Here is a 21,226-nt window from a genome sequence, read left to right as displayed (position 1 = left end):
CCGCTTACTTTGATTGCTAATGAGAGAAATATAGAATAATTTCAGGATGGGTGGGGCGATATTCTTTGCACAGGGGAGAATGTTGCCGTGACTGGAACCTCATTTCGCTGGCCGCTTCTGGCCGCTCTCGTTTTTGCCGGAAGCGCCGGCCTTGCGACATCGTCGGCACAAACGCCCGATGACCGGATGTATCGCCCGGCCGAGGCGACCATCTATCGCGACGCAGCCTATCGGGGGCCAGCCGTCTTCATCGGCGAGGCCAAGCCGAACCTCGGCCTCGCCTGGCCGGTCAATTCAATCCGGGTGACGCAGGGGCGCTGGGAGCTGTGCGAGAAGACGCGCTATCGCGGCACGTGCCGCACCGTCGACCGCGACACGCCGATGCTCGGCAATATCCTGCGCGGCATCACCGTCCAGTCGATGCGGCCCGCGGGCGGGGGCAGCGATCCCTATCCACCCGCCAACGACCAGAGCGTGCGCGGCAATTTCGCCGAATTCCACACCCAGCCGATGTCGGGCCGCACGCGGGTGCTCGCCTGCGCCAGCGGATCGGGAACCGCGAACTGCGCCGCGCGCACCGCCGACAGCTGGTGCCGTTCGATCGGCTGGAACGGCTCGGCGCGCGAACATATGGAAACGGTGAACGGACGCATCTACCTCGCCGACGTGCTGTGCGTCCGGTCGGGCTATTGATGAGGAGAGGGTCGATGAACAGGGTAATGGCCATGACCGCCGCGATGCTTGCGATCGCGGGCTGCACGTCGGTGCCGCGCAATGCGGGCACCAGCTATGAATGCGACCGCGGAACGCGGCTCAATGTTCACTATCTGCCGAACAGCGCGGTGGTTCGCGTCAACGGAGGGCGAACGCTGAGCCTGCGCGCGACTCCGGCCAACCGCGGGCAGATCTATGAGAACAAGAGCGGCGCTCGTCTCCACCGCAACGGCAATCAGGTGACGTGGAACACCGCGGCGCGCTCCGCAGCCGAAACCTGCCGCGTGGTGATGACGCCGCTTTAGGGAGTAGCGGGCCGGTGCCGCCTCCAATTTAGAGCGTCATAAGCGCAAAGGCACTTCGCAGTTCGGCTGCGAACAGCTCGGGCTGTTCCCAGGCGGCGAAATGGCCGCCGCGGTCGAGTTCGTTCCAATAGACGATGTTGCGGTAACGCCCGTCGGCCCAGCGCCGCGACAGGCGCATGATCTCGTTCGGGAACAGGCTGCACGCGGTCGGGACGTGAATCTCGCCGGCGACGAAGCTGCGGAAGCTGTGCCAATAGAGCCGTGCCGACGAGGCGGCGCTGGCGGTCAGCCAATAGAGGCTGACCGTGTCGAGCATCGCATCTTTGGACAGCGAGTTTTCGGGGTGGCCGCCGATCGACTGGCCGCCCGGCTGGTGGCCGCAGTCGGTCCAGCCGTGATATTTCTCCACGATCCACGTCATCTGCCCGGCGGGCGAATCGGTCAGCGCGTATCCGATGGTCTGCGGGCGCGTCGCCTGCTGCGTCGAATAGCCGCTGTCCTTCGCCTGATACCAGCCGAAGCGGGCGAGATAGGCTTTTTCGGTGTCGCTGAGCTCGCCCATCAGCTCGGACGGCGGCGCGCCGACGACCATGTTGACGTGGATGCCCGCGCAATGATCGCCGTGCGCCACCCCGATCGCGCAGGTGACCGCGCTGCCCCAGTCGCCGCCCTGCGCGAAATAGCGGTCGTAGCCGAGCGCGAGCATCAGCGCGTTCCACGCCACCGCGATATGTTCGACGCTCCACTTGGCGACCGCGGGCTTGCCCGAAAAGCCGTAGCCGGGAAGCGACGGGATCACGAGGTGGAAGTCGGTCGACAGGGGTTCGATCACGTCGAGAAATTCGAGCATCGACCCCGGCCAGCCGTGGGTCAGGATCAGCGGCCGCGCATCCGGATTCGCCGAGCGGATATGAAGGAAATGAATGTCGAGCCCGTCGACCGTGGCGAGGAAATTGGGAAGCGCATCGAGCCGCGCCTCGACACGGCGCCAGTCGTGATGATCGCGCCAATAGGCCGCCAGCTCCTGCGCATAGGCGAGCGGCATGCCCTGGTCCCAATCGTCGACCGTCTCCTTCTCGGGCCAGCGCGTCCGCGCGAGCCGGTCCTTGAGATCGTCGAGCGCCGCCTGCGGCACAGCGACGGTGAACGGGCGGATATTGGTCACGTGCATCGCTTTTTCCCCTGCTTTCCCTGACCGCGTTGGCGGCCACCGCCCTTGCCCCCTTGTCAGCGCCGGGCGGTTACCTTGATCCACGGCCCCTGGACGCCGTCATAACCGCCGCCCATGCCCTCTTCGATCTCGACCTGCGCCCAGAGCGCAGCGGCACGGTAATGGTCGGCGGCTTCATCGGCTGCGAGATAGTTGAAATAGCGCCCGAACCGATCGCGCCCCTCGCACCCGCCGCCCTTGTAGGTCGCGAGATGCCAGCCGCCGGGCCGCAGCGCGCGGTGGACACGCGCCAGGATGGCGGTCAGCGCCGGGCGGGGCACGTGCAGGAGCGACGCCGAGGCGACGATCGCGTCATAGGCGGCGGCGGCGTCGAGTTCGTCGAACCGCATCACGCGGACAGCGCGGCCGAGCCGCTCGGAGGCCTTGGCCGCGATCGCCGCGACACCGTCGGTCGGATCGACGGCAAAGCCGCGAGCGGCCAGATAGGCGGCGTCGGTCCCCCCGCCGCATCCGAGTTCGAGGATGCGCGCGCCGGGCGGCAGGAGGTCAGCGAAGGCGGGGAGATGCCGACTGACGCCGCCCGCACCCGACGCGGTGTAAACCGGCGCTTCGTCGGCGTAGAATTGCAGGGTCGAGGGATCGTAGCCGCTCACCGCGTCGGCACGGGCTCCGGCCCCGTCCAGTCGTAGAAGCCGCGCCCGGCCTTCCTGCCGACCCAGCCCGCCTCGACATATTGGACGAGCAGCGGCGCGGGGCGGAATTTGGGGTCGCCGGTGCCGCTGTGGAGCACGCGGATAATCTCGAGGCAGGTGTCGAGGCCGATGAAGTCGGCGAGCGTGATCGGCCCCATCGGATGGTTGAGGCCGAGGCGGCATCCGGTGTCGATGTCCTGCATCGTCGCGACGCCCTCGCCCAGCGCGAACACCGCCTCGTTGATCAGCGGCATCAGCACGCGGTTGACGATGAAGCCGGGCGCATCGTTCGCATGGACGATCTCCTTGCCGAGCCCGCGCCCGAACGCCTCGACCGCCGCGAGCGTATCGTCGGAGGTGGCGAGGCCGCGGATCAACTCGATCAGCCCCATCACGGGCACCGGATTGAAGAAATGGACGCCTATGAAGCGCGCCGGGTCGGGCGCCGCCTGCGCGAGGCGGGTGATCGGGATCGAGCTGGTGTTCGACGCGAGGATCGCACTGTCCGATAGATGCGCGCCGACGCTGGCGAAGATCGCGCGCTTGATCTCCTCGCGCTCGGTCGCCGCCTCGATCACCAGTTCGGCGGGGGCGAAGGCCGCGTGGTCGGCGACCGGGGTGATGCGCGCGAGGAGCGCATCGGCATCTTCCTGCCCCATCTTCTCCTTGGCGACGAGCCGGCCGAGCGCCTTGGCGATCGCCGCCTTGCCCGCCTCGGCGCGCGCGAGGTCGATGTCGGAGAGCAGCACATCGTGGCCGGCGCCCGCCGAGACCTGCGCGATGCCCGCGCCCATTTGCCCTGCCCCGATGACGCCTACGATCATATACTGCTCCCTAATCGCGTTTCCGGGCTTCCGCCGCGATACTCCCCCGTTTGCCCTGAGCTTGTCGAAGGGCCGTCCTTTCCTTGAACGGCGCTCGAAGAGAAGAGCGGTCCTTCGACAAGCTCAGGACGAACGGGTATGAATGCGGCGTTCCTCTATGGGCAAAAGCCGCGTCGTCAAGGGGCCGAACGGAATTCCGTCGCCTGCGCGAGGATCAGCGCGAAGGCGGGGTCGGCGTCGTCCCAGGTCGCGACCGGGGTCCAGCCGCCGGCGCGGAGCAGCAGATTGGCGTCGCGCAGCCCGTATTTGTGGCTGTTCTCGCTGTGGATCGTCTCCCCCTTCGCCATATGATAGGCACGGCCGTCGACGCGGAATTCCATGTCGCACGCGGCGACGAGGTGCATCTCGATCCGCGCGTGAACGTCGTTCCAGACCGCGCGATGGGCGAAATTCTCGACCGGGATGGTCCCGTCCAGCTCGCGGTTGATGCGTTCGAGCAAATTGAGGTTGAACGCCGCGGTGACCCCCGCGGGATCGTCATAGGCGCTTGTCAACACGCCGATATCCTTGATCCGGTCGATCCCGATCAGGAGCAACGACCCGTCGCCGAGCGATCCGCGCCAGCTTCGGAGGAGGTCGATCGCGGTGCGCGCGACCATATTGCCGATCGTCGAGCCCGGAAAGAAGCCGAGCTTCGGCAGCGGGCCGATTTCGCGCGGCAGTTCGACCTGGTGCGTGAAATCGGCCTCGACCGGATAGACGGCAAGGCCCGGAAAGCGCGCCGCGAGCGCCCTGGCGCTGTCGCGCAGGAAATCCCCCGAAATATCGACCGGGACATAGGCGGCGGGCGCGATCGCCTCCAGGAGCAGCGGCGTCTTGGTCGAACTGCCCGATCCCAGCTCGACGACCGCGCGGCCGGGGCCGATCGCCGCCGCCATCGCCGCGGCGTGCCGCTTCAGCAGGTCGGTCTCGCTGCGCGTCGGATAATATTCGGGAAGCGCGGTGATATCCTCGAACAGCGCCGAGCCGGTCGCGTCGTAGAACCAGCGCGCCGGAACCGCCTTTTGCGGCTGCGAAAGCCCGGCGTGAACATCGGCGCGGAAGGCGAGGTCGATGCCGGCGTCGTCGGCGTCGACCTGCCGCAAGTGACGGACCACGCCCATATCAAAGATCCTTGGCAAGCCGCACGCCGGTGAACTGCCAGCGCTGGTGCGGGTAGAAGAAGTTGCGGTAGCTGGCGCGCACATGGCCGCGCGGGGTCGCGCAGCTGCCGCCGCGCAGGACGAACTGGCCGCTCATGAACTTGCCATTATATTCGCCGACCGCGCCGGGAGCGGGGCGGAAACCCGGATAGGGACGATAGGCGCTGCCGGTCCATTCCCACACGCTGCCGAACATCTGTTGCAATCCGGTGTCGCCGCCCGCCGCCTCCGGCTGCGCCGGCCCGGCCACGTCGAGCTGCTGCCCGCCCAGCGGGTCGAGCGCTGCGGCGGCCGCTTCCCATTCGAATTCGGTCGGCAGGCGCGCGCCGGCCCAGCTCGCGAAGGCGTCGGCTTCGTAGAAGCTGATGTGGGCGACCGGCGCGGCGGGGTCGATCGGCTGCCAGCCCGCCAGCGTGAACTGGCGCCCCTCGCGCCAATAGAGCGGGGCGTCGATACCCTCGGCCTCTACCCACGCCCAGCCATCGCTGAGCCAGAGCGAGGGCGTATGATAGCCGCCGTCGGCGATGAACGCCTGCCACTCACCGTTCGTCACCGGCCGGCTGGCGAGCGCGTGCGGGGTCAGAAGCGCCGAAAACTGCGGAAGTTCACAGTCGAATGCGAAACCGTCGGCAGCATGGCCGATTGGCACGATGCCCTCCGCGCCCTTGACCCATCGCATCGCGCCCGCCGCTTCGGATGCCGATCCTGAAACCGCGGAAAACTGCGCAACTTCACTCGCGAATGCGGTTTCGTCCCAGACCGCGGGGCCGAGCGGGTTTTGCGCGAAGAGATGCTTGATGTCGGTGAGGAGCAGTTCCTGGTGCTGCTGCTCGTGCTGGATGCCGAGTTCGACAAGCATATGCGCCGCGCGCGGCAGGTCGGGCAGCGCGCTCTGCAGCGCGGCGTCGACATGCGCGCGCCAGACGCGGACTTCGTCGAGCGAGGGGCGCGTCAGCAGCCCGCGCCGCGCCCGCGTATGGCGCGGCCCCTCGGCCTCGTAATAGCTGTTGAAGAGATAGGGGTAGCGGGTGTCGAACACGTGATAGCCGGGCGCATGGTCGCGCAGCACGAAGGTCTCGAAAAACCAGGTCGTGTGCGCGAGATGCCATTTGGCGGGCGAGGCGTCCGCCATCGACTGCGCGCTCGCGTCGGCGTCGGAGAGCGGCGCCGCGAGGTCGAGCGACAGGCGCCGCGTCGCGGCGAAGCGCCGGGCCAGATCCGCGTGCGGAAGGGTGTCGGTCGTGGGCGAAGCGTCGGTGCGGCTGGCCATAGGAAGACAATTCCCCGGAGTGCGATTCGGTTTCGCGTGCCGTCCGATTATGGTTACGGCCGGACCGATTGTCCAGAACATATAGGGAACAATTGAGTAAGAGAGGAAATGGGCTGGCAGCTTTCGGCCGGTAGCGGTCATAAGATCCTCCCTGCGGCGAAGCCGTGGGGAGGGGGACCATCCGAAGGATGGTGGAGGGGCGGCTAGCGCAGCGAGCGCTTCGCGCTCGGCCCCTCCGTCAGCGGCTACGCCGCTGCCACCTCCCCATCGCTACGCGACAGGGAGGATCATCCGCTCCCCATCCCAAAGCCGACACGTGCTTGCAAAAGACGAAATCGCCTCCGAAGCGGGAGGTTTATTCCGTCAGCGCGTGGCGCCGGGTTTCCAAAGGATATCGCCGCCCGCCGCGGCGTTGATGTGCCGCGTCATCACGAAGAGATGGTCCGACAGGCGATTGAGATAGGCGAGCGCGAGCGGATTGAGGTCGCGCGTCGCCGTCGCGGCGACGGCCGCGCGCTCGGCGCGGCGCGTGACCGCGCGCGCGATGTGGAGGCGCGCCGCGGCCTCGGTGCCGCCCGGCAGGATGAAGCTGGTGAGCGGTGCGAGCGCGGCGTTCATCGCGTCGATCTCGGCCTCCAGCCGCGCGATCTGGCCGGGCACGATGCGCAGCGCCATGTCGTGCGGGCCAAAGCCGTGTTCGGCATCGGCGGGGGKCGCAAGGTCGGCGCCGAGGTCGAACAGCTCGTTCTGGATGCGCGCGAGCATCGCGGCTTCGGCGCTGTCCGCGGCGAGTGCGGCGCCGGCGAGGCCGACCCCGCTGTTCGCTTCGTCGACATCGCCGATCGCCGCCATCAGCGGCGCCGCCTTCGCGATACGCGAGCCGTCGACGAGCCCCGTGGTGCCGTCGTCACCGGTGCGCGTGTAGATCTTGTTGAGCTTGACCATCGGTCGGGCCGCGCGCGGCTTTTAGCTGCCGGCGGCGAGGAAGCCGATCAGCACGAGCAGGATGATCGTGATCGCCTGCCACTTCACGCGCGCCATCATCATCTTGTTCTGCATCACCTGATTCTCGTGCGCCGTGCCGTCCATCGCGGCGCGGTGGCCCTGCGCGAAATAGAAGAGGCCGCGCGCCAGCGCGAACAGGACGAGGCCGGCGGCCACGATGACGGCGAGGACGAGCAGGATGGTCATGCGCCCTATTTAGGGCATCCGCAGCGAATATCCAGCCGGAAGGCGCCCGGCGCGCAAATCGTCCGCGAGTATTTTGCCATCGACGCCGCTTTCGCGCAGCGAGGCGAGCGACGCCGCGGCGTCGCGCTTCGCGAGCCGCTGTCCGTCGGCGCCGCAGACGAGCGCGTGATGGCGGTAGACGGGGGTGGCGAGGCCGAGCAGCGCCTGGAGCAGGCGGTGGACGTCGGTCGAGGCGATCAGGTCGGCACCGCGCACGACGTGCGTGACGCGCATCGCGGCGTCGTCGAGCGTGCTCGCGAGATGATAGCTCGCGGGCGCGTCCTTGCGCGCGAGAACGATGTCGCCGTGCGCCGCGGGGTCGGCGGCGCGCATCCCCCGCCCCTCCTCCTCCCAGGCGAGATCGCCCGCGAGCGCGGCCGCATGGCGCATGTCGAGCCGCCAGCAATGCGGCTCCTCCGCGAGCCGCCGCTCGCGCGTCGCGGCGCCGAGAGGACGGCAGGTGCCGGGATAGATGGCGGCACCCGACGGATTGGGGGGGCCGTGCGGCGCGGCGAGGCTCGCGGCGATGTCGGCGCGGGTGCAGAAGCAGGGATAGACGAGGCCGCGCGCGCGGAGATCGGCGAGCGCCGCGTCATAATCGCCGAGACGCTGCGACTGGCGCACGGGCGCGCCGTCCCAGGCGAGACCGAGCCATTCGAGGTCGGCGAGCGCCGCATCGACATAGGCCTCGCGCGAGCGGCTGCCGTCGATGTCGTCGATGCGGAGATGGAATTCGCCGCCCGCGCCGCGCGCCGCATCGTGCGCGAGCAGCGCGCTCCAGCCGTGGCCGAGATGGAGTTCGCCGGTCGGGCTCGGCGCGAAACGGGTCAGCATGGGCGCGCGGCCGAATCCAGATGCTGTGGCCGCCGCCGGCGAATCCTTCCATATGTTGCGGCAGATGCCCCCTTGACGTCAGAATCATATGCGTGATGTAATGACGCTGTCACTTGGGAACGGCAGTGGCGCGCCATCCCGCGCAGCAAAGGGGGCAGCGTCGTAAAGCCATGTTCCATCCCGATCTCGCCCGCCATCCCGATAATTGTCCCGCGCTCGTCCTCAACGCCGATTATACGCCGCTGAGCTATTACCCGCTCAGCCTGTGGCCGTGGCAGACGGCGGTCAAGGCGGTCTTCCTCGACCGCGTGACGATCGTCGAGAATTACGAGCGCGAGATTCATTCGCCGACGAGGACGATGCCGATCCCGAGCGTGATCGCGCTCCGCCAATATGTGAAGCCGTCGCAGCATCCGGCCTTCACGCGCTTCAACCTGTTCCTGCGCGACCGCTTCGCCTGCCAATATTGCGGGTCGGGCAAGGATCTGACCTTCGATCATGTCGTGCCGCGGCGGCTCGGCGGGCGGACGAGCTGGGAAAATGTCACCACCGCCTGCGCCCCGTGCAACCTGAAGAAGGGCGGCCGCACGCCGAGCCAGGCGCATATGCCGATCCACCGCCAGCCGTGGCGCCCGACGAGCTGGCAGCTCCAGGACAATGGCCGCGCCTTTCCGCCGAACTATCTGCACGAAAGCTGGATCGACTGGCTTTATTGGGACGTCGAGCTGGAGGGCTGAGGGGCGCCGATTCGCGTAACTTTATTCCTGTTTTTCGTAAAATCGTTCCAAAGTTGTCAAAGTTGTCACTCCCCTCGGGTATAATGATACCCGTGACCGATGGATGGCTTTGAAGGAACGGAGGAAAAGGGCGTTCGGGACGGTGCCGCATCGTTCAGCTTGAACCACAATATGGCCGTGTAGGAAAGGGCGCATCCTGTTCGCGGCGCCTGTATCGAATGATGCCGCTTTCGCCTCGACCGGCTGACCGGCGTATCGAGCCGGAAGGCCGACGGGAACCGAGCGGGACGGACAGCGTAAGTTCACTTCGGCGGTCTTAAAGATCCGCCATCGCTGGATTCCTCGTCACATCCGCGGCGCGAGTGTCACGAAGATGGATGTCGAAGGAGAAGATCATGATCCGCGCACTCGCGCTCAGCCTAGTCACCCTGCCGCTCGCCGCCTGCGCGACGCTGATGCCGTCCGAACAGCCGGTGAGCGTGACCGGCAGCGTCACCTATCGCGAGCGCATGGCGCTGCCGCCGACGGCACAGGTCGAGATCCAGCTCGCCGACGTCAGCCTGATGGACGCGCCGTCGCGCACGATCGCGCGGCAATCCTTCACCGCCGACGGTCGCCAGGTGCCCTTCGCCTTTTCGCTGACGGTCGATCAGCGCAAGCTCGACCCGCGCGGCCGCTATTCGGTCTCGGCGCGGATCACCGACGCGTCGGGGAAGCTGATGTTCATCACCGACACGCACAATGGCGTGACCTTCGACGGGCGGCCGCGGATCGACATGGGAACGCTGGTGATGGTGCGGACGCGCTGATCGCCATAGGGCTGGATCGCCATTTCGGAGTTTGATAGCCAACTCCGCCGGGGAATCGCGACGCGGGGGGCGTCCGCGGCCGGCTGGGGGAGCATATCATGGCCTATCGAGGCGGAATCGGCGGCACGTTCAAGAATCTCTGGTCGCCCGATCTGACGACGCGCGCGGGCGCGCTCAGCGGAACCCAGACCGCTTCCACAGTGCTTTTCTTCATCGGCGGCCTGCGGCTGGTGCTGCTGCTTCTGGCTTGGGGGCCGACGCTGATCCTGCGATCGATCCTCGAGGGGAATGCGGCGGTGATCATCACCGTGGCGGTGATCGCGAATATGCTGCTTGCCGCCTATTTGCTGCGGCGCGGGCGGGGGGCGATTCCGGCGATCATTGCGACGATCCTCTATTTTTTCGACCTTCTTCTGGGGGGCAATCTGTTCGCCTGGGTGATCGGCGCGCTCCTGCTCGCGGCGATGATCGGGGGCGTGCGCGGCGCGCTCGCCCTGCGGCGCGGCACGGGATTTTCGGACGACACCTACGAAACCTTCGCCTGATGATTCCGCGGGCGGCGCATAGCTATGCGCCGCTTGACGTAACGTCTGCTGCGGTGCAGCAACTCGGGCCATGGGCCCGCCGATCCAGATTTCGCAAAACCCCGACATCCGCTATCTCGGGCGGATCCTGGGCGACGTCATCCGCGCCTATGGCGGCGAGAAGCTGTTCCGCCAGACCGAATATATCCGATCGGCGAGCGTCGACCGGCACCGCGGCATCGCCGGCGCCGAGGCGATCGATCCGGGGCTCGAGGCGCTGAGCCTCGACGACACCATCGCCTTCGTCCGCGGCTTCATGCTGTTTTCGATGCTCGCCAACCTCGCCGAGGACCGGCAGGGGGTCGCCGCCGAGCCCGGGGCGACGGTCGCCGCGGCGCTCGCCAAGCTGGACGCCGACGGGATCGACGGCGAGGCGGTCGCGAAGCTGCTCGACGCCGCGCTGATCGCCCCGGTGCTGACCGCGCACCCGACCGAGGTACGCCGCAAGTCGATGCTCGACCACAAGAACCGCATCGCCGAGCTGATGCGGCTGCGCGACGCGGGAGCCGAGGAGACGGCGGAGGGCGACGTCGTCGAAGAGGCGATCCGGCGGCAGGTCGTGCTGCTGTGGCAGACGCGCCCGCTGCGCACCGAAAAGCTGTTCGTCGCCGACGAGATCGACAATGCGCTGACCTATTTGCAGGGCGTCTTCCTGCCGGTGGTGCCCAAGCTCTACGCGCGCTGGGAGAAGGAGCTGGGGCAGCGCCCCGCGAGCTTCCTGCGCGTCGGGAGCTGGATCGGCGGCGACCGCGACGGCAATCCCTTCGTCACCGCCGAGACGCTGCGCATGGCGACTGGGCGCAACGCCGCGGCGGTGCTCGGCCATTATATCGACGCGGTGCACGCGCTCGGCGCCGAGCTGTCGGTGTCGGCGGCGCTCGCCCCCGTCCCGCCGGCCGTCGCCGCGCTCGCCGAAGCGAGCGGCGACGAAGCGCCGAGCCGCCGCGACGAACCCTATCGCCGCGCGCTGTCGGGCCTCTATGCGCGGCTGTGCGCGACCTATGCCGGAATCGTCGGCAAGCCGCCGCCGCGTCCCTCGGCGCTGGCGGGCGAACCCTACGCCACGCCGGCCGATTTCCGCCGCGACCTCGTCACCATCGCCGGCGGCCTGTCGGCGAGCGGCGAGGGACAGCTCGGCGGCATCGGCGCGCTCGGGCGGCTGATCCGCGCGGTCGAGGTCTTCGGCTTCCACCTCGCGACGCTCGACATGCGGCAGAACAGCGCGGTGCACGAGCGCGTGCTCGCCGAGCTGCTCAGCGTTTCGGGCGTGTGCGCCGACTATCGGGCGCTGAGCGAGGCGGAGCGCGTCGCGCTGCTCACCGCCGAGCTCGCCAGCGACCGCCCGCTCGCGGCGCCGTGGCACGAATGGAGCGAGGAGACCGCGGGCGAGCTGGCGATCGTCCATGCCGCGGCCGACGTGCGCCGGCGGCTGGGGAACGACACGATCTGCCAGTGGATCATCTCGATGGCGCAGGACCTGTCCGACCTGCTCGAAGTGCATGTGCTCGCGCGCGAGGGCGGGCTGTGGCGGAGCGGCGCCGAAGCCGGCGCGGCGAACCTGATGGTCGTGCCGCTGTTCGAGACGATCGACGACCTCGGCCGCGCGCCCGACATCATGACGCGCTATTTCGCGATGCCCGAGATCGGCCCGCAGATCGGGGTGCGCGGGCATCAGGAAGTGATGATCGGCTATTCGGATTCGAACAAGGACGGCGGCTATCTGACCTCGACCTGGGGACTCTACAAGGCGTCGCAGGCGCTGACCCCGGTGTTCGAGAAGGCCGGCAGCGCGATGCAGCTGTTCCACGGCCGCGGCGGCGCGGTCGGGCGCGGCGGCGGCAGCGCTTTCGCGGCGATCCGCGCGCAGCCCGCGGGCACGGTGCAGGGCCGCATCCGCATCACCGAACAGGGCGAGGTCATCGCCGCGAAGTTCGGCACGGCCGACAGCGCGGAAACCAACCTCGAGGCGATGGTGTCGGCAAGCCTGCTCGCGAGCCTCGAGCCCGAGCCGATGAGCGACGCCGACGCGGCGCGCTTCGCGGGCGCGATGGACGCGCTGTCGGACACCGCCCTCGCCGCCTATCGCGCGCTCGTCTATGACACGAGCGGTTTCAGGGATTTCTTTCGCGCGATGACCCCGATCGCCGAGATCGCGACGCTGAAGATCGGCTCGCGCCCGTCGAGCCGCACCAAGTCGAGCGCGATCGAGGATCTGCGCGCGATTCCCTGGGTGTTCAGCTGGGCGCAGTCGCGCGCGATGCTGCCCGGCTGGTACGGGACGGGCGAGGCGTTCGCGGCGTTCGGCGACCAGGCGCTGCTCGCCGACATGGCGCAAAGCTCACCCTTCTTCGCGGCATTGCTCGACAATATGGAGATGGTGCTCGCCAAGTCCGACATGGGGATCGCGGCGCGCTATGCCGAGCTCGCGAGCCATGTCGAGGGGCACGAAGCGATCTTCGCGCGCGTCCGCGACGGCTGGAACCGCGCCCACGACGGGCTGCTGACGATCACCGGCCAGACGCGGCTGCTCGAGAAGAATCCGGCGCTCGAGGCGTCGATCCGGTTGCGGCTGCCCTATATCGAGCCGTTGAACCTGCTCCAGATCGAGCTGATGAAGCGCCACCGCGCCGGCGAGACCGACCCGCGCATCGCCGAGGGCATCCAGCTCACGATCAACGCGATCGCCACCGCGCTCAGGAACAGCGGCTGAATCGTCGTCCCAGCGAAGGCTGGGACCGCTGGCGACCTCGCGCCACGCCGACAACGGCCCCAGCTTTCGCTGGGGCGACGCCTTATTTCGAAACGATTCGCACCTCGCCCTTGCTCGTGGCGCCGTCGGGCCCGAAGCGGATGGTGAAATCGTCGCCGTCCTCGTCGGTGCCCGCGAGCGTGTCGCCGTCGCGCGTGACCTTGATGCCTTTCTTCCCGAACTCGGCCGCCATCCAGTCGGCGGCCTTGGCGGGCGCGGCGGGCGAGGTGAAGCCGAGGTTCACCGTCGCCTTGTCGGCGCCGCCCCGATCGCTCGCGTTGACGTCGACCTTGGTCACCTTGCTGCCCGGATAGAGCTTGACCCCGTCGATGTCGAAATCGCCCTCGACGTCGAGGTCGACGAAATCGGGGATGTCGATGTTGATCGCGGTGCCGTCCTCGCCCCCGATCTTGAGCTTGCCGCCGTCCTGACCGGCCTTGATCTGGACCCCGCCGCCCTCGCCGTCGGCATTGATCGAGATTTCGGTTTCGGTCTTCTTCTCGTCCTTTTGCCCGCAGGCGGCGAGCAGGAGGATCGGGGGGATCAGGAAAGCGAGGCGCATGGCGGGTCTCCTTGGTGCGTTATGCTGATAATACACCAGAGAGGCGACCCAAGTCAAACTTTTCACCCTTCGTCATGCTGAACTTGTTTCAGCATCCATGGCCCGGTCTCTCCTTCGGCGCCGCGCCAAATTCGAGGGCGGGCCATGGACCCTGAAACAAGTTCAGGGTGACGGGAAAACCAAAGACAGTCTTAGGCGTCGAGGCTCGTTCCGGCATGGCCGTGGACGAGGCCGCCGTCGACCGCGATCGTGTCGCCGACGACATAGTCGCCCGCCTTCGACGCGAGGAAGATCGCGGTGCCGGCCATATCCTCGGGCACGCCGATGCGCTTCACCGGGATGCTCTTCGCGACCGCGTCGCCATGGTCGCGCGCGGCCTTGTTCATGTCCGACTGGAAGGCGCCGGGCGCGATCGCGGTGACGATGATATGGTCCTGCACCAGCCGCGCCGCGAGGCGCTTGGTGAGGTAGAGGATCGCCGCCTTCGACGCGTGGTAGCTGTAGGTTTCCCATGGGTTGAGGCGCAGCCCGTCGATCGAGCCGATGTTGATCACCTTCGCGGGCCGATCGGCGGTGCCCGCGGCCTTGAGCAGCGCGTGGAGCGCCTGCGTCAGGAAGAAGGGCGATTTGACGTTGATGTCCATCACCTTGTCCCAGCCGCTTTCGGGGAAGCCCTCGAACGGCTCGCCCCACGCGGCGCCGGCATTGTTGACGAGGATGTCGAGCCGATCCTCGCGCGCGCCGATCTCCGCGGCGAGCGCGCGGCAGCCCTCGACGGTCGAGAGGTCGACGGGAAGGCCGATCACCTTGCCCGGATAGCGGGTTTCGAAATCGGCGACGGCCGCCTCGATCTGCGCCGCCTTGCGCGCCGAGATATAGACGCGCGCGCAGCCTGCGGCGAGATAGCCCTCGACGATCATCTTGCCGATGCCGCGCGAGCCGCCGGTGACGAGCGCGACGCGGCCGTCGAGGCCGAACATTTGCTGGAGATTCATAAGCTGGGCTCCTTGAAGCCCCTCCCCTTCGTAGGGAGGGGTGGGGGTGGGGTTTGTCGGGGCGGTGCGAGGCCGATGCACCCCACCCCGCTCGACTAAAGGTCCGGCTCCGCCGGCCCAAGTCTCGCTGCCCCTCCCCTGAAGGGGAGGGGTTGAGTCGCTCAATAGCCGTTCATCCGCGCGACCTGGTCGATGTGGTAGTGCACGTCGCCCATATATTCCGCCAGCGCGCGGTCGCGTTTCATGTAGAGGCCGATGTCATATTCGTCGGTCATGCCGATGCCGCCGTGCATCTGGACGCCTTCGCGCACCGCGAGGTTCGCGGCGCGGCCGGCCTTGGCCTTGGCGACCGAGACCATCAGCTTCGCGCCTTCGCTGCCCTCGTCCAGAAGCTGCTGCGCCTTCATCACCGTCGCGCGCGCGACCTCCATCTCGCCATAGAGATGCGCGGCGCGGTGCTGGAGGCCCTGGAACTCGCCGATCAGCTTGCCGAACTGCTTGCGTTCCTTGAGATAATTGACCGTCATGTCCATCGCACCCTGCCCGACGCCGACCATCTCGGCCGCGGCGCCGGTGCGGGTGGCGGCGAGAAGCGCGTCGAGGATCTCGCCGCCCGCATCGACCTCGCCGATCACCGCGTCGGCGTCGACCTCGACGCCGTCGAGCGTGACGTGGCTCGCGAGGCTCGAATCGACGAGGCGCCGCGGGTCGGCGGTGACGCCCTTCGCATCCTTCGGCACCGCGAACAGCGTGATGCCGCCGTCGGTCTTCGCGGCGACGATGCTCATGTCGGCGACATGGCCGTGGAGGACGAAGCTCTTCTTGCCGTCGAGGCGGAAGCCGTTGCCGGCGCGCGTCGCGGTCGTGGCGATGCGGTCGGGGCGGTGCTTCGGCCCTTCGTCGATCGCGAGCGCGACGATCGCCTCGCCCGACGCGATGGCGGGGAGCCAGCGGCCGGCCTGCGTGCCGCCGGCATGGGCGAGCGCGGCGACCGCGCCGACGCCGGTCGACAGGAAAGGCGACGGGGTCAGGTTGCGGCCGATCTCCTCGAGCACGATCCCCGCCTCCATATGCCCCATGCCGAGCCCGCCATGCGCCTCGGGAACGAGCATGCCCGGCAGGCCCATTTCGGTGAACTGCGCCCAGAGGTCGCGCGAGAAGCCCGTCGCGTCGGCGCTGTCGCGAAGTTGGCGGAGGTGCGAGACGGGAGCCTGTTCGGCCACGAAGGGGGCGACGCTGTCCTTGAGCATCGCCTGGTCGTCATTGTGATAGAGCGGCATGTCTGATCTCCTAAGCCCCTCCTCTTCAGAGGAGGGGTTGGGGGTGGTGGACGCCGGTGCAGGAGCACCACCCCGCTGCGACTAGCGAGCAAGCTCGCAAGTCTCGCCGCCCCTCCTCTGAAGAGGAGGGGCTGGTTGTTTCTAAGCCCCCGGCAAATCGAGGATGCGCTTGGCGATGACGTTGAGCATGACTTCGCTCGTCCCGCCTTCGATCGAATTGGCCTTGGTGCGCAGCCAGCCGCGCGCGCGGGCGCCGCCCTTCGTCTCTTCGCTGTCCCATTCGAGCGCTTCGCTGCCGCCGCCCGACATGACGAGCTCATGACGCCGCTTGTTGAGCTCGGTGCCGACATATTTCATCATGTTCGAACTGGCCGGGTGCGCGCGACCGGTCTTCCACATGTCCATGAAGCGCTCGCCCATCGCGCGATAGGCGAAGACGTCGACATCGAACGCGGCCATTTCGGCGCGCAGGATCGGGTCGTCGAGTTCGCCCGCGGCGTTCTTGCCAAAGGCTTTCGCGAACGCGCCGCCGATGCTGACCATGTCGCCGCCCGCGCCGCCGCCCGAAATCATCTCGCGTTCGTGGCCGAGCAGATATTTGGCGACGTCCCAGCCGCGGTTGATCTCGCCGATGAACTGCGTCTTCGGCACCTCGACATCGTCGAAGAAGGTTTCGCAGAAAGGGCTGTTGCCCGAAATCAGCAGGATCGGCTTGGTCGTGACGCCCTTGCTCTCCATGTCGAAGAGCATGAAGGTGATGCCCTGATATTTGTTCGCCTTGTCGGTGCGGACGAGGCAGAAGATCCAGTCGGCCTTGTCGGCGTAGCTGGTCCAGATCTTCGACCCGTTGACGACCCAGTGGTCGCCCTTGTCTTCGCCAAAGGTCTGCAAGCTGACGAGGTCGCTGCCCGAACCCGGCTCCGAATAGCCCTGGCACCAGCGGATCTCGCCGCGCGCGATCGGGTTCAGATAATGGACCTTCTGCTCCTCGGTCCCGAATTTGAGGAGCGCGGGGCCGAGCATCCAGATGCCGAAGCTGTCGAGCGGCGAGCGCGCATGGATGCGCTTCATTTCCTGCTTGAAGATCTTGGTCTGCTCGGGGGTCAGCCCGGCGCCGCCATAGGGTTTGGGCCAGTCGGGGACCGTGTAGCCCTTCGCGACGCACGCATCGAGCCATAGTTTCTGGGCGTCATTCTTGAATTTGAAATTGCGCCCGCCCCAGCAGATGTCGTCCTCGTCACGGATCGGCTCGCGCATTTCGGCGGGGCAATTCGCCTCCAGCCATTCGCGCACCTCGGTGCGGAAAGCGTCCAGTTCGCTCATCCTCTTGGCTCCTCTTCTCGGCCCAAACCTACGTCCGCTTCGCCAGTTTACGCAAGCGTCAACTTGGCCCCTCCCACCTGCCGTTACGGCGCCGTAGCGTCATCGCAGCGACGTTGACGCGCCCCGCTTCGCCCCTAAGCTAAGTGGCAAAAGAAAACGGGAGAATGGGTCATGCGATTCGCAGGCAAGGTCGCCGTCGTCACCGGCGCGGCATCGGGCATCGGCAAGGCGGCCGTCCTGAAACTCGCGGGTGAGGGCGCGCACGTCTTCGCCGCCGACATCGACGAGGCGGGCGGACGCGCGCTCGCCGAAGCGTCGAACGGCAAGATCGATTTCGTCCGCTGCGACGTCACCCGGCCCGCCGACATCGAGGCGCTGATGAACGCGGCCGCGGCGAAGGCGGGCGGGATCGACATCGTCTTCAACAACGCCGGCGCCGGCGGCGACCGCGCCCCGATCGACGAGATCACCCCCGAGGGCTGGGACCGGACGATGGACCTGCTGCTGAAATCGGTGGCGATGGGCATCCGCTATGCGAGCCCGCACATGAAGGGGCGGAAAGGCGCATCGATCGTCAACACCGCGAGCGTCGCGGCGCTCGGCGCGGGCTATTCGCCGACCGCCTATGCGGTGGCGAAGGCGGGGGTGCTCCACCTGACCAAGGTCGCGGCGACCGACCTCGCGCAGTACGGCATCCGGGTGAACGCGATCTGCCCGGGCTTCATCAACACCAATATCTTCACCTCGTCGCTCGAAGTGCCCGACGAAAGCAAGGACGCGGCGAAGGCGATCATCGCGGGGATGAGCACACACGCCCAGCCCGTCGCGCGCGGCGGCCAGCCCGAGGACATCGCCAACGCGGTCGCCTATCTGGCGAGCGAGGACTCGTCGTTCATGACCGGCACCCACCTGCTGGTCGACGGTGGGCTGACCATCGGCCAGCGCCACGCGTGGGACCCCGAGGCGCCGGGGCTGTTCGACGCGCTGGTCGCGATGGAGGATGCGGCCAAGGCCGGGGCGGGCGCGTGAGCGAGGCCGCCGCGCCGGCGCGGCTGCCGCTGCGCCTCAAGATGTTCCACGGCCTCGGCAGCATCGCCTATGGGGTCAAGGACAACGGCTTTTCGACCTTTCTGCTGCTCTTCTACAATCAGGTGCTGGGGATGGACGCGAAGCTGGTCAGCTTCGCGCTGATGCTCGCGCTCGTCCTCGACGCCTTCGTCGATCCGGTGATCGGCTATCTCTCCGACCAGACGCACACGCGCTGGGGCCGCCGGCTGCCGTGGCTCTATCTCGCGCCGATCCCGCTCGCCTTCGCCTGGTTCGCGCTGTGGACGCCGGGCGGCGACGCGACCCCCGGTTTCTGGCACCTCGTCATCGTCGCGGTCATCGTGCGCAGCCTCGTCTCCTGCTGCGAGGTCCCGTCGGTCGCGCTGCTCCCCGAACTGACGCGCGACTATGACGAGCGCACGACCCTGATGCGCTATCGCTATCTGTTCGGCTGGGCGGGCGGGCTGCTGATGCTCTTCCTCGCCTATGACGTCTTCCTTGCGAAGTCGCTGCTCGCGGTCGAGGGCTATTATCAATATGGGCTGTTCGGCGGGCTGCTGATGGCGGCGACGGTGCTGATCTCGGCGGCGGGGCAGCATCGCTGGGCGGCGCGCTGGCCCGACCGGAGGCCCTCGGCCTTCAGCCTCGGCACCGCCTTTCGCGAGATTCGCGAATCGCTGACCCACCCCGCCTTCCTGGTGCTGCTCGCCGCGGGCGCGATCGCCTACACCAGCCAGGGGATCACCTTCTCCATCTCCAACTATCTCTATCTCTTCATCTGGCGCTTCTCCCCCGAAGCCTTCATGCTCTATCCCTGGGTGCTGTTCGCGAGCGTCGTCGGCACCTTCCTGCTCGTCGGCCCCGCGCACCGGCGCTTCGGCAAGCGGACCACCGCGATCGCCGGCGGGCTGATCGGCATGGTCTTCTGGGTCACGCCCTTCGTGCTGCGCCACCTGCACCTGTGGCCGGTCGAGGGGAGCGCCGCGTCGACCGCCGGCCTGTTCGCCTTCTTCTTCCTCGCCAATCTGTTCAGCGTTTCGGTGATGATCTCGGGCGGGTCGATGATCGCCGATATCGTCGAAGCATCGGAAGTGCAGACCGGGCGGCGCAGCGAGGGCACTTTCTTCGCGGGCAATTTCTTCATGCAGAAATGCGCGACCGGGCTCGGCATCTTCGTCACCGGGCTGCTCGTCGACCTCGCCGGGATTCCCGAAAAGGCCGACCCGGCCAAGGTGCCCGAAAGCGTGGTCGACAATTTCTCCTTCTATTACTGCGTGCTGGTGATCCTGTTCGCGATCGTCTCGTCGCTGATCTTCCGCTATTATCCGATCAACCGCGAAGACCATGAGGCGCGGGTCGCCGCGCTCGCCGCAGCGGAGGCAGAGGGCGCGCGATGAACCGCGGCGCCCCTACCAGCAAACTGCCGACGCGGATCAAGGCCGCGCACGGCCTTGGCAGCGTGACGCTGGGGATCAAGGAGTCGGGGCTCACCACCTTCTTCATGATCTATTACAATCAGGTGCTGGGGTTCGATCCGCGCGTGGTGTCGCTGATCCTGATCGGCGCGATGTTCGTCGATGCGATGGTCGACCCGCTGATCGGCCGGTTGTCCGACGCGACGCGCACCCGGCTCGGCCGGCGGCTGCCGTGGCTCTATGGCGCGGCGCTGCCGATGGCGGTCGCCTGGGCGCTGCTCTGGATGTCGCCCGACGTGGCCGCGCATTCGACGCTGGGGCTGTTCCTGAACGTCATCGCGGTGCGCGTGCTGGTGTCGGCGTGCGAGATTCCGTCGATCTCGCTCGTCGCGGAGCTGACGCGCGATTATGACGAGCGCACCGCGCTGATGCGCTTCCGCTTCCTGTTCGGCTGGCTCGGCGGCCTGCTCGCGGTCGCGCTCGCCTATGGCTATTTCCTGAAATCGGACGATCCGGCGACCAACGGCCTGCTCGATCCGTCGGGCTATGCCGCCTTCGGCCTGTTCGGCGCGGCGCTGATCGTCGTGTCGACGCTCGGTTCGGCGTTCGGGCAGCAGCGCCGCATCCTCGCGCTGCCGCCGCCGCCCGCCGCCGCGCACCACAGCAAGGCGATGCTCGCCGACATCGTCCTCGCCTTTCGCAATCCCGCCTTCGTCGCGCTGGCCAGCGGCGCGCTGTTCGTCACCACCGGCTATGCGACGACGATCGCCTCGACCAACTACATGATGCTCTACGTCTGGCAGATGAGCGACGCGCAGCTCGCCTGGTATCCCGCCGGGCTCGCGATCGCCGTGTTCGGCGCCTTCGCCGCGGTCGGCCATGCCCATCGCCGCTTCGGCAAGCGCGACACCGCGATCGGCGCGGCGCTGGCGAGTGGCGCGATCGCCTTTCTGCCCTATGCGGCGCGCAACCTCGGCTGGTGGCCCGAACTCGGCAGCTGGACGTCGATGGCGCTGCTCCTCTCGTTCCAGACGACGTCGCTGTTCGGGCTGATCGTCGCGACCATCTCGACCTCGTCGATGGTCGCCGAGATCGTCGAGGCGCACGAGGTCGATCACGGCACGCGCATCGAGGGCGTCTTCTTCGCCGGATATCTGATGGTCCAGAAGTTCGGGCAGGCGCTCGGCATCTTCCTCGTCGGCCAGCTCGTCGCCTATGTCGGCCTCAGCGACCGGGTGCGCCCCGAGGACTGGCCCGCGAGCACCGCCGCGACGATGGCGTGGATTTTCGCCGGGCTGATGATTTTGATCGGGATCATGGCGACCGCCGGGCTGCGCCGCTATGCGATCGACCGGGCCAGTCACGAGGCACGGCTGGCCGCCCTCGCCTCGACCCCGCGGCGTCCGGCCGATAGCGAGGAGCCGCGGCCGTAACGGAAGATTGCGCCGCCGCGCTTCGGCTGGCAATTTTCTGCGCGGCGGGA

General features: G+C 67.6%; 21 protein-coding genes. 9 read left to right on the top strand and 12 right to left on the bottom strand.

All coding sequences use genetic code 11. The features are described from left to right. Positions 1-87 precede the first annotated feature (87 nt). Positions 88-693, top strand: a complete 606-nt coding sequence (locus CD928_RS08565; protein WP_095386683.1) for a beta/gamma crystallin-related protein — start codon at positions 88-90, stop codon at positions 691-693. A 14-nt stretch (positions 694-707) separates the two neighbouring features. Beyond that, positions 708-1,019, top strand: a complete 312-nt coding sequence (locus CD928_RS08560) for an MliC family protein (RefSeq protein WP_176473521.1) — start codon at positions 708-710, stop codon at positions 1,017-1,019. 28 nt (positions 1,020-1,047) lie between these two features. On the opposite strand, the gene CD928_RS08555 is transcribed toward CD928_RS08560, so the two are convergent. From CD928_RS08555 to gluQRS, 8 genes are all read right to left on the bottom strand, one after another. Beyond that, positions 1,048-2,190 (bottom strand): epoxide hydrolase family protein, encoded by a 1,143-nt coding sequence (locus CD928_RS08555; protein ID WP_095386681.1) that lies wholly within the window; start codon positions 2,188-2,190, stop codon positions 1,048-1,050. Between the two features lie 56 nt (positions 2,191-2,246). Then, on the bottom strand, positions 2,247-2,843 hold the full coding sequence (locus CD928_RS08550) for a bifunctional 2-polyprenyl-6-hydroxyphenol methylase/3-demethylubiquinol 3-O-methyltransferase UbiG (RefSeq protein ID WP_095386680.1): 597 nt from the start codon (positions 2,841-2,843) through the stop codon (positions 2,247-2,249). Continuing rightward, entirely contained in the window at positions 2,840-3,706 is an 867-nt protein-coding gene (locus CD928_RS08545; RefSeq protein ID WP_095386679.1) for a 3-hydroxyacyl-CoA dehydrogenase NAD-binding domain-containing protein, read from the bottom strand. Before CD928_RS08545 ends, CD928_RS08550 begins: the two co-directional genes overlap by 4 nt. A 176-nt stretch (positions 3,707-3,882) precedes the next feature. After that, the gene (gene egtD, locus CD928_RS08540) at positions 3,883-4,869 is read right to left on the bottom strand and encodes an L-histidine N(alpha)-methyltransferase (protein WP_095386678.1); all 987 of its coding nucleotides are present in this window, start codon (positions 4,867-4,869) and stop codon (positions 3,883-3,885) included. 1 nt (position 4,870) lies between these two features. Further along, a complete protein-coding gene (gene egtB, locus CD928_RS08535; RefSeq protein ID WP_095386677.1) occupies positions 4,871-6,178 on the bottom strand; it encodes an ergothioneine biosynthesis protein EgtB in 1,308 nt (435 codons plus the stop codon). Positions 6,179-6,541: 363 nt separating this feature from the next. Beyond that, positions 6,542-7,123 carry a cob(I)yrinic acid a,c-diamide adenosyltransferase gene (locus CD928_RS08530; protein ID WP_095386676.1) on the bottom strand — a complete coding sequence of 194 codons (582 nt, stop codon included), beginning with the start codon at positions 7,121-7,123 and terminating at the stop codon, positions 6,542-6,544. A 21-nt stretch (positions 7,124-7,144) separates the two neighbouring features. Further along, complete coding sequence (locus CD928_RS08525) at positions 7,145-7,369, bottom strand: HIG1 domain-containing protein (RefSeq protein ID WP_095386675.1); 225 nt, start codon at positions 7,367-7,369, stop codon at positions 7,145-7,147. A 9-nt stretch (positions 7,370-7,378) separates the two neighbouring features. Continuing rightward, complete coding sequence (gluQRS, locus tag CD928_RS08520) at positions 7,379-8,242, bottom strand: tRNA glutamyl-Q(34) synthetase GluQRS (RefSeq protein WP_095386674.1); 864 nt, start codon at positions 8,240-8,242, stop codon at positions 7,379-7,381. A gap of 170 nt (positions 8,243-8,412) precedes the next feature. On the opposite strand from gluQRS, the gene CD928_RS08515 reads away from it, so the two are divergent. The 4 genes from CD928_RS08515 (at position 8,413) to ppc (ending at position 13,082) form a co-directional block, all read left to right on the top strand. Continuing rightward, entirely contained in the window at positions 8,413-8,979 is a 567-nt protein-coding gene (locus tag CD928_RS08515; protein WP_095386673.1) for an HNH endonuclease, read from the top strand. Positions 8,980-9,374: 395 nt separating this feature from the next. After that, positions 9,375-9,788 (top strand): YbaY family lipoprotein, encoded by a 414-nt coding sequence (locus CD928_RS08510; RefSeq protein ID WP_095387338.1) that lies wholly within the window; start codon positions 9,375-9,377, stop codon positions 9,786-9,788. 98 nt (positions 9,789-9,886) lie between these two features. Next, positions 9,887-10,333: a hypothetical protein gene (locus CD928_RS08505; protein ID WP_095386672.1), complete on the top strand. Its 447-nt coding sequence runs from the start codon at positions 9,887-9,889 to the stop codon at positions 10,331-10,333. A 70-nt stretch (positions 10,334-10,403) separates the two neighbouring features. Next, entirely contained in the window at positions 10,404-13,082 is a 2,679-nt protein-coding gene (gene ppc / locus CD928_RS08500; RefSeq protein WP_095386671.1) for a phosphoenolpyruvate carboxylase, read from the top strand. 82 nt (positions 13,083-13,164) lie between these two features. Here the strand turns inward: ppc and CD928_RS08495 are convergent, their stop codons facing one another. From CD928_RS08495 to CD928_RS08480, 4 genes are all read right to left on the bottom strand, one after another. Next, entirely contained in the window at positions 13,165-13,683 is a 519-nt protein-coding gene (locus CD928_RS08495; protein WP_095386670.1) for a hypothetical protein, read from the bottom strand. Positions 13,684-13,874: 191 nt separating this feature from the next. Continuing rightward, complete coding sequence (locus CD928_RS08490) at positions 13,875-14,678, bottom strand: SDR family oxidoreductase (RefSeq protein WP_095386669.1); 804 nt, start codon at positions 14,676-14,678, stop codon at positions 13,875-13,877. A 161-nt stretch (positions 14,679-14,839) separates the two neighbouring features. Beyond that, complete coding sequence (locus CD928_RS08485) at positions 14,840-15,958, bottom strand: acyl-CoA dehydrogenase family protein (RefSeq protein ID WP_095386668.1); 1,119 nt, start codon at positions 15,956-15,958, stop codon at positions 14,840-14,842. A gap of 141 nt (positions 15,959-16,099) precedes the next feature. Then, a complete protein-coding gene (locus CD928_RS08480) occupies positions 16,100-17,281 on the bottom strand; it encodes an acyl-CoA dehydrogenase family protein (RefSeq protein WP_095386667.1) in 1,182 nt (393 codons plus the stop codon). A gap of 171 nt (positions 17,282-17,452) precedes the next feature. On the opposite strand from CD928_RS08480, the gene CD928_RS08475 reads away from it, so the two are divergent. From CD928_RS08475 to CD928_RS08465, 3 genes are read left to right on the top strand one after another with little or no spacing between them, the layout of a single operon-like run. Continuing rightward, positions 17,453-18,310: an SDR family NAD(P)-dependent oxidoreductase gene (locus CD928_RS08475; RefSeq protein ID WP_095386666.1), complete on the top strand. Its 858-nt coding sequence runs from the start codon at positions 17,453-17,455 to the stop codon at positions 18,308-18,310. Further along, complete coding sequence (locus CD928_RS08470) at positions 18,307-19,725, top strand: MFS transporter (RefSeq protein WP_255247086.1); 1,419 nt, start codon at positions 18,307-18,309, stop codon at positions 19,723-19,725. Before CD928_RS08475 ends, CD928_RS08470 begins: the two co-directional genes overlap by 4 nt. Further along, on the top strand, positions 19,722-21,176 hold the full coding sequence (locus CD928_RS08465; RefSeq protein ID WP_095386665.1) for an MFS transporter: 1,455 nt from the start codon (positions 19,722-19,724) through the stop codon (positions 21,174-21,176). Before CD928_RS08470 ends, CD928_RS08465 begins: the two co-directional genes overlap by 4 nt. Positions 21,177-21,226: the final 50 nt, after the last annotated feature.

Source organism: Sphingopyxis sp. GW247-27LB (assembly GCF_002277025.1).
Classification (GTDB): Bacteria; Pseudomonadota; Alphaproteobacteria; order Sphingomonadales; family Sphingomonadaceae; genus Sphingopyxis.
The sequence above is the reverse complement of the archived record's forward strand: the minus strand, read 5'-3'. Positions and strand labels throughout refer to the sequence as shown.

Excerpts from the sequence above, each read along its gene's own strand:
- CD928_RS08525 (WP_095386675.1), bottom strand. The coding sequence starts at position 7,369 with ATGACCATCCTGCTCGTCCTCGCCGTCATCGTGGCCGCCGGCCTCGTC.
- CD928_RS08545 (WP_095386679.1), bottom strand. The coding sequence starts at position 3,706 with ATGATCGTAGGCGTCATCGGGGCAGGGCAAATGGGCGCGGGCATCGCG.
- egtD (WP_095386678.1), bottom strand. The coding sequence starts at position 4,869 with ATGGGCGTGGTCCGTCACTTGCGGCAGGTCGACGCCGACGACGCCGGC.
- CD928_RS08495 (WP_095386670.1), bottom strand. The coding sequence starts at position 13,683 with ATGCGCCTCGCTTTCCTGATCCCCCCGATCCTCCTGCTCGCCGCCTGC.
- CD928_RS08480 (WP_095386667.1), bottom strand. The coding sequence starts at position 17,281 with ATGAGCGAACTGGACGCTTTCCGCACCGAGGTGCGCGAATGGCTGGAG.
- CD928_RS08515 (WP_095386673.1), top strand. The coding sequence starts at position 8,413 with ATGTTCCATCCCGATCTCGCCCGCCATCCCGATAATTGTCCCGCGCTC.
- CD928_RS08560 (WP_176473521.1), top strand. The coding sequence starts at position 708 with ATGAACAGGGTAATGGCCATGACCGCCGCGATGCTTGCGATCGCGGGC.
- ppc (WP_095386671.1), top strand. The coding sequence starts at position 10,404 with ATGGGCCCGCCGATCCAGATTTCGCAAAACCCCGACATCCGCTATCTC.
- CD928_RS08555 (WP_095386681.1), bottom strand. The coding sequence starts at position 2,190 with ATGCACGTGACCAATATCCGCCCGTTCACCGTCGCTGTGCCGCAGGCG.
- CD928_RS08485 (WP_095386668.1), bottom strand. The coding sequence starts at position 15,958 with ATGCCGCTCTATCACAATGACGACCAGGCGATGCTCAAGGACAGCGTC.
- gluQRS (WP_095386674.1), bottom strand. The coding sequence starts at position 8,242 with ATGCTGACCCGTTTCGCGCCGAGCCCGACCGGCGAACTCCATCTCGGC.
- CD928_RS08490 (WP_095386669.1), bottom strand. The coding sequence starts at position 14,678 with ATGAATCTCCAGCAAATGTTCGGCCTCGACGGCCGCGTCGCGCTCGTC.
- egtB (WP_095386677.1), bottom strand. The coding sequence starts at position 6,178 with ATGGCCAGCCGCACCGACGCTTCGCCCACGACCGACACCCTTCCGCAC.
- CD928_RS08465 (WP_095386665.1), top strand. The coding sequence starts at position 19,722 with ATGAACCGCGGCGCCCCTACCAGCAAACTGCCGACGCGGATCAAGGCC.
- CD928_RS08510 (WP_095387338.1), top strand. The coding sequence starts at position 9,375 with ATGATCCGCGCACTCGCGCTCAGCCTAGTCACCCTGCCGCTCGCCGCC.
- CD928_RS08505 (WP_095386672.1), top strand. The coding sequence starts at position 9,887 with ATGGCCTATCGAGGCGGAATCGGCGGCACGTTCAAGAATCTCTGGTCG.
- CD928_RS08475 (WP_095386666.1), top strand. The coding sequence starts at position 17,453 with ATGCGATTCGCAGGCAAGGTCGCCGTCGTCACCGGCGCGGCATCGGGC.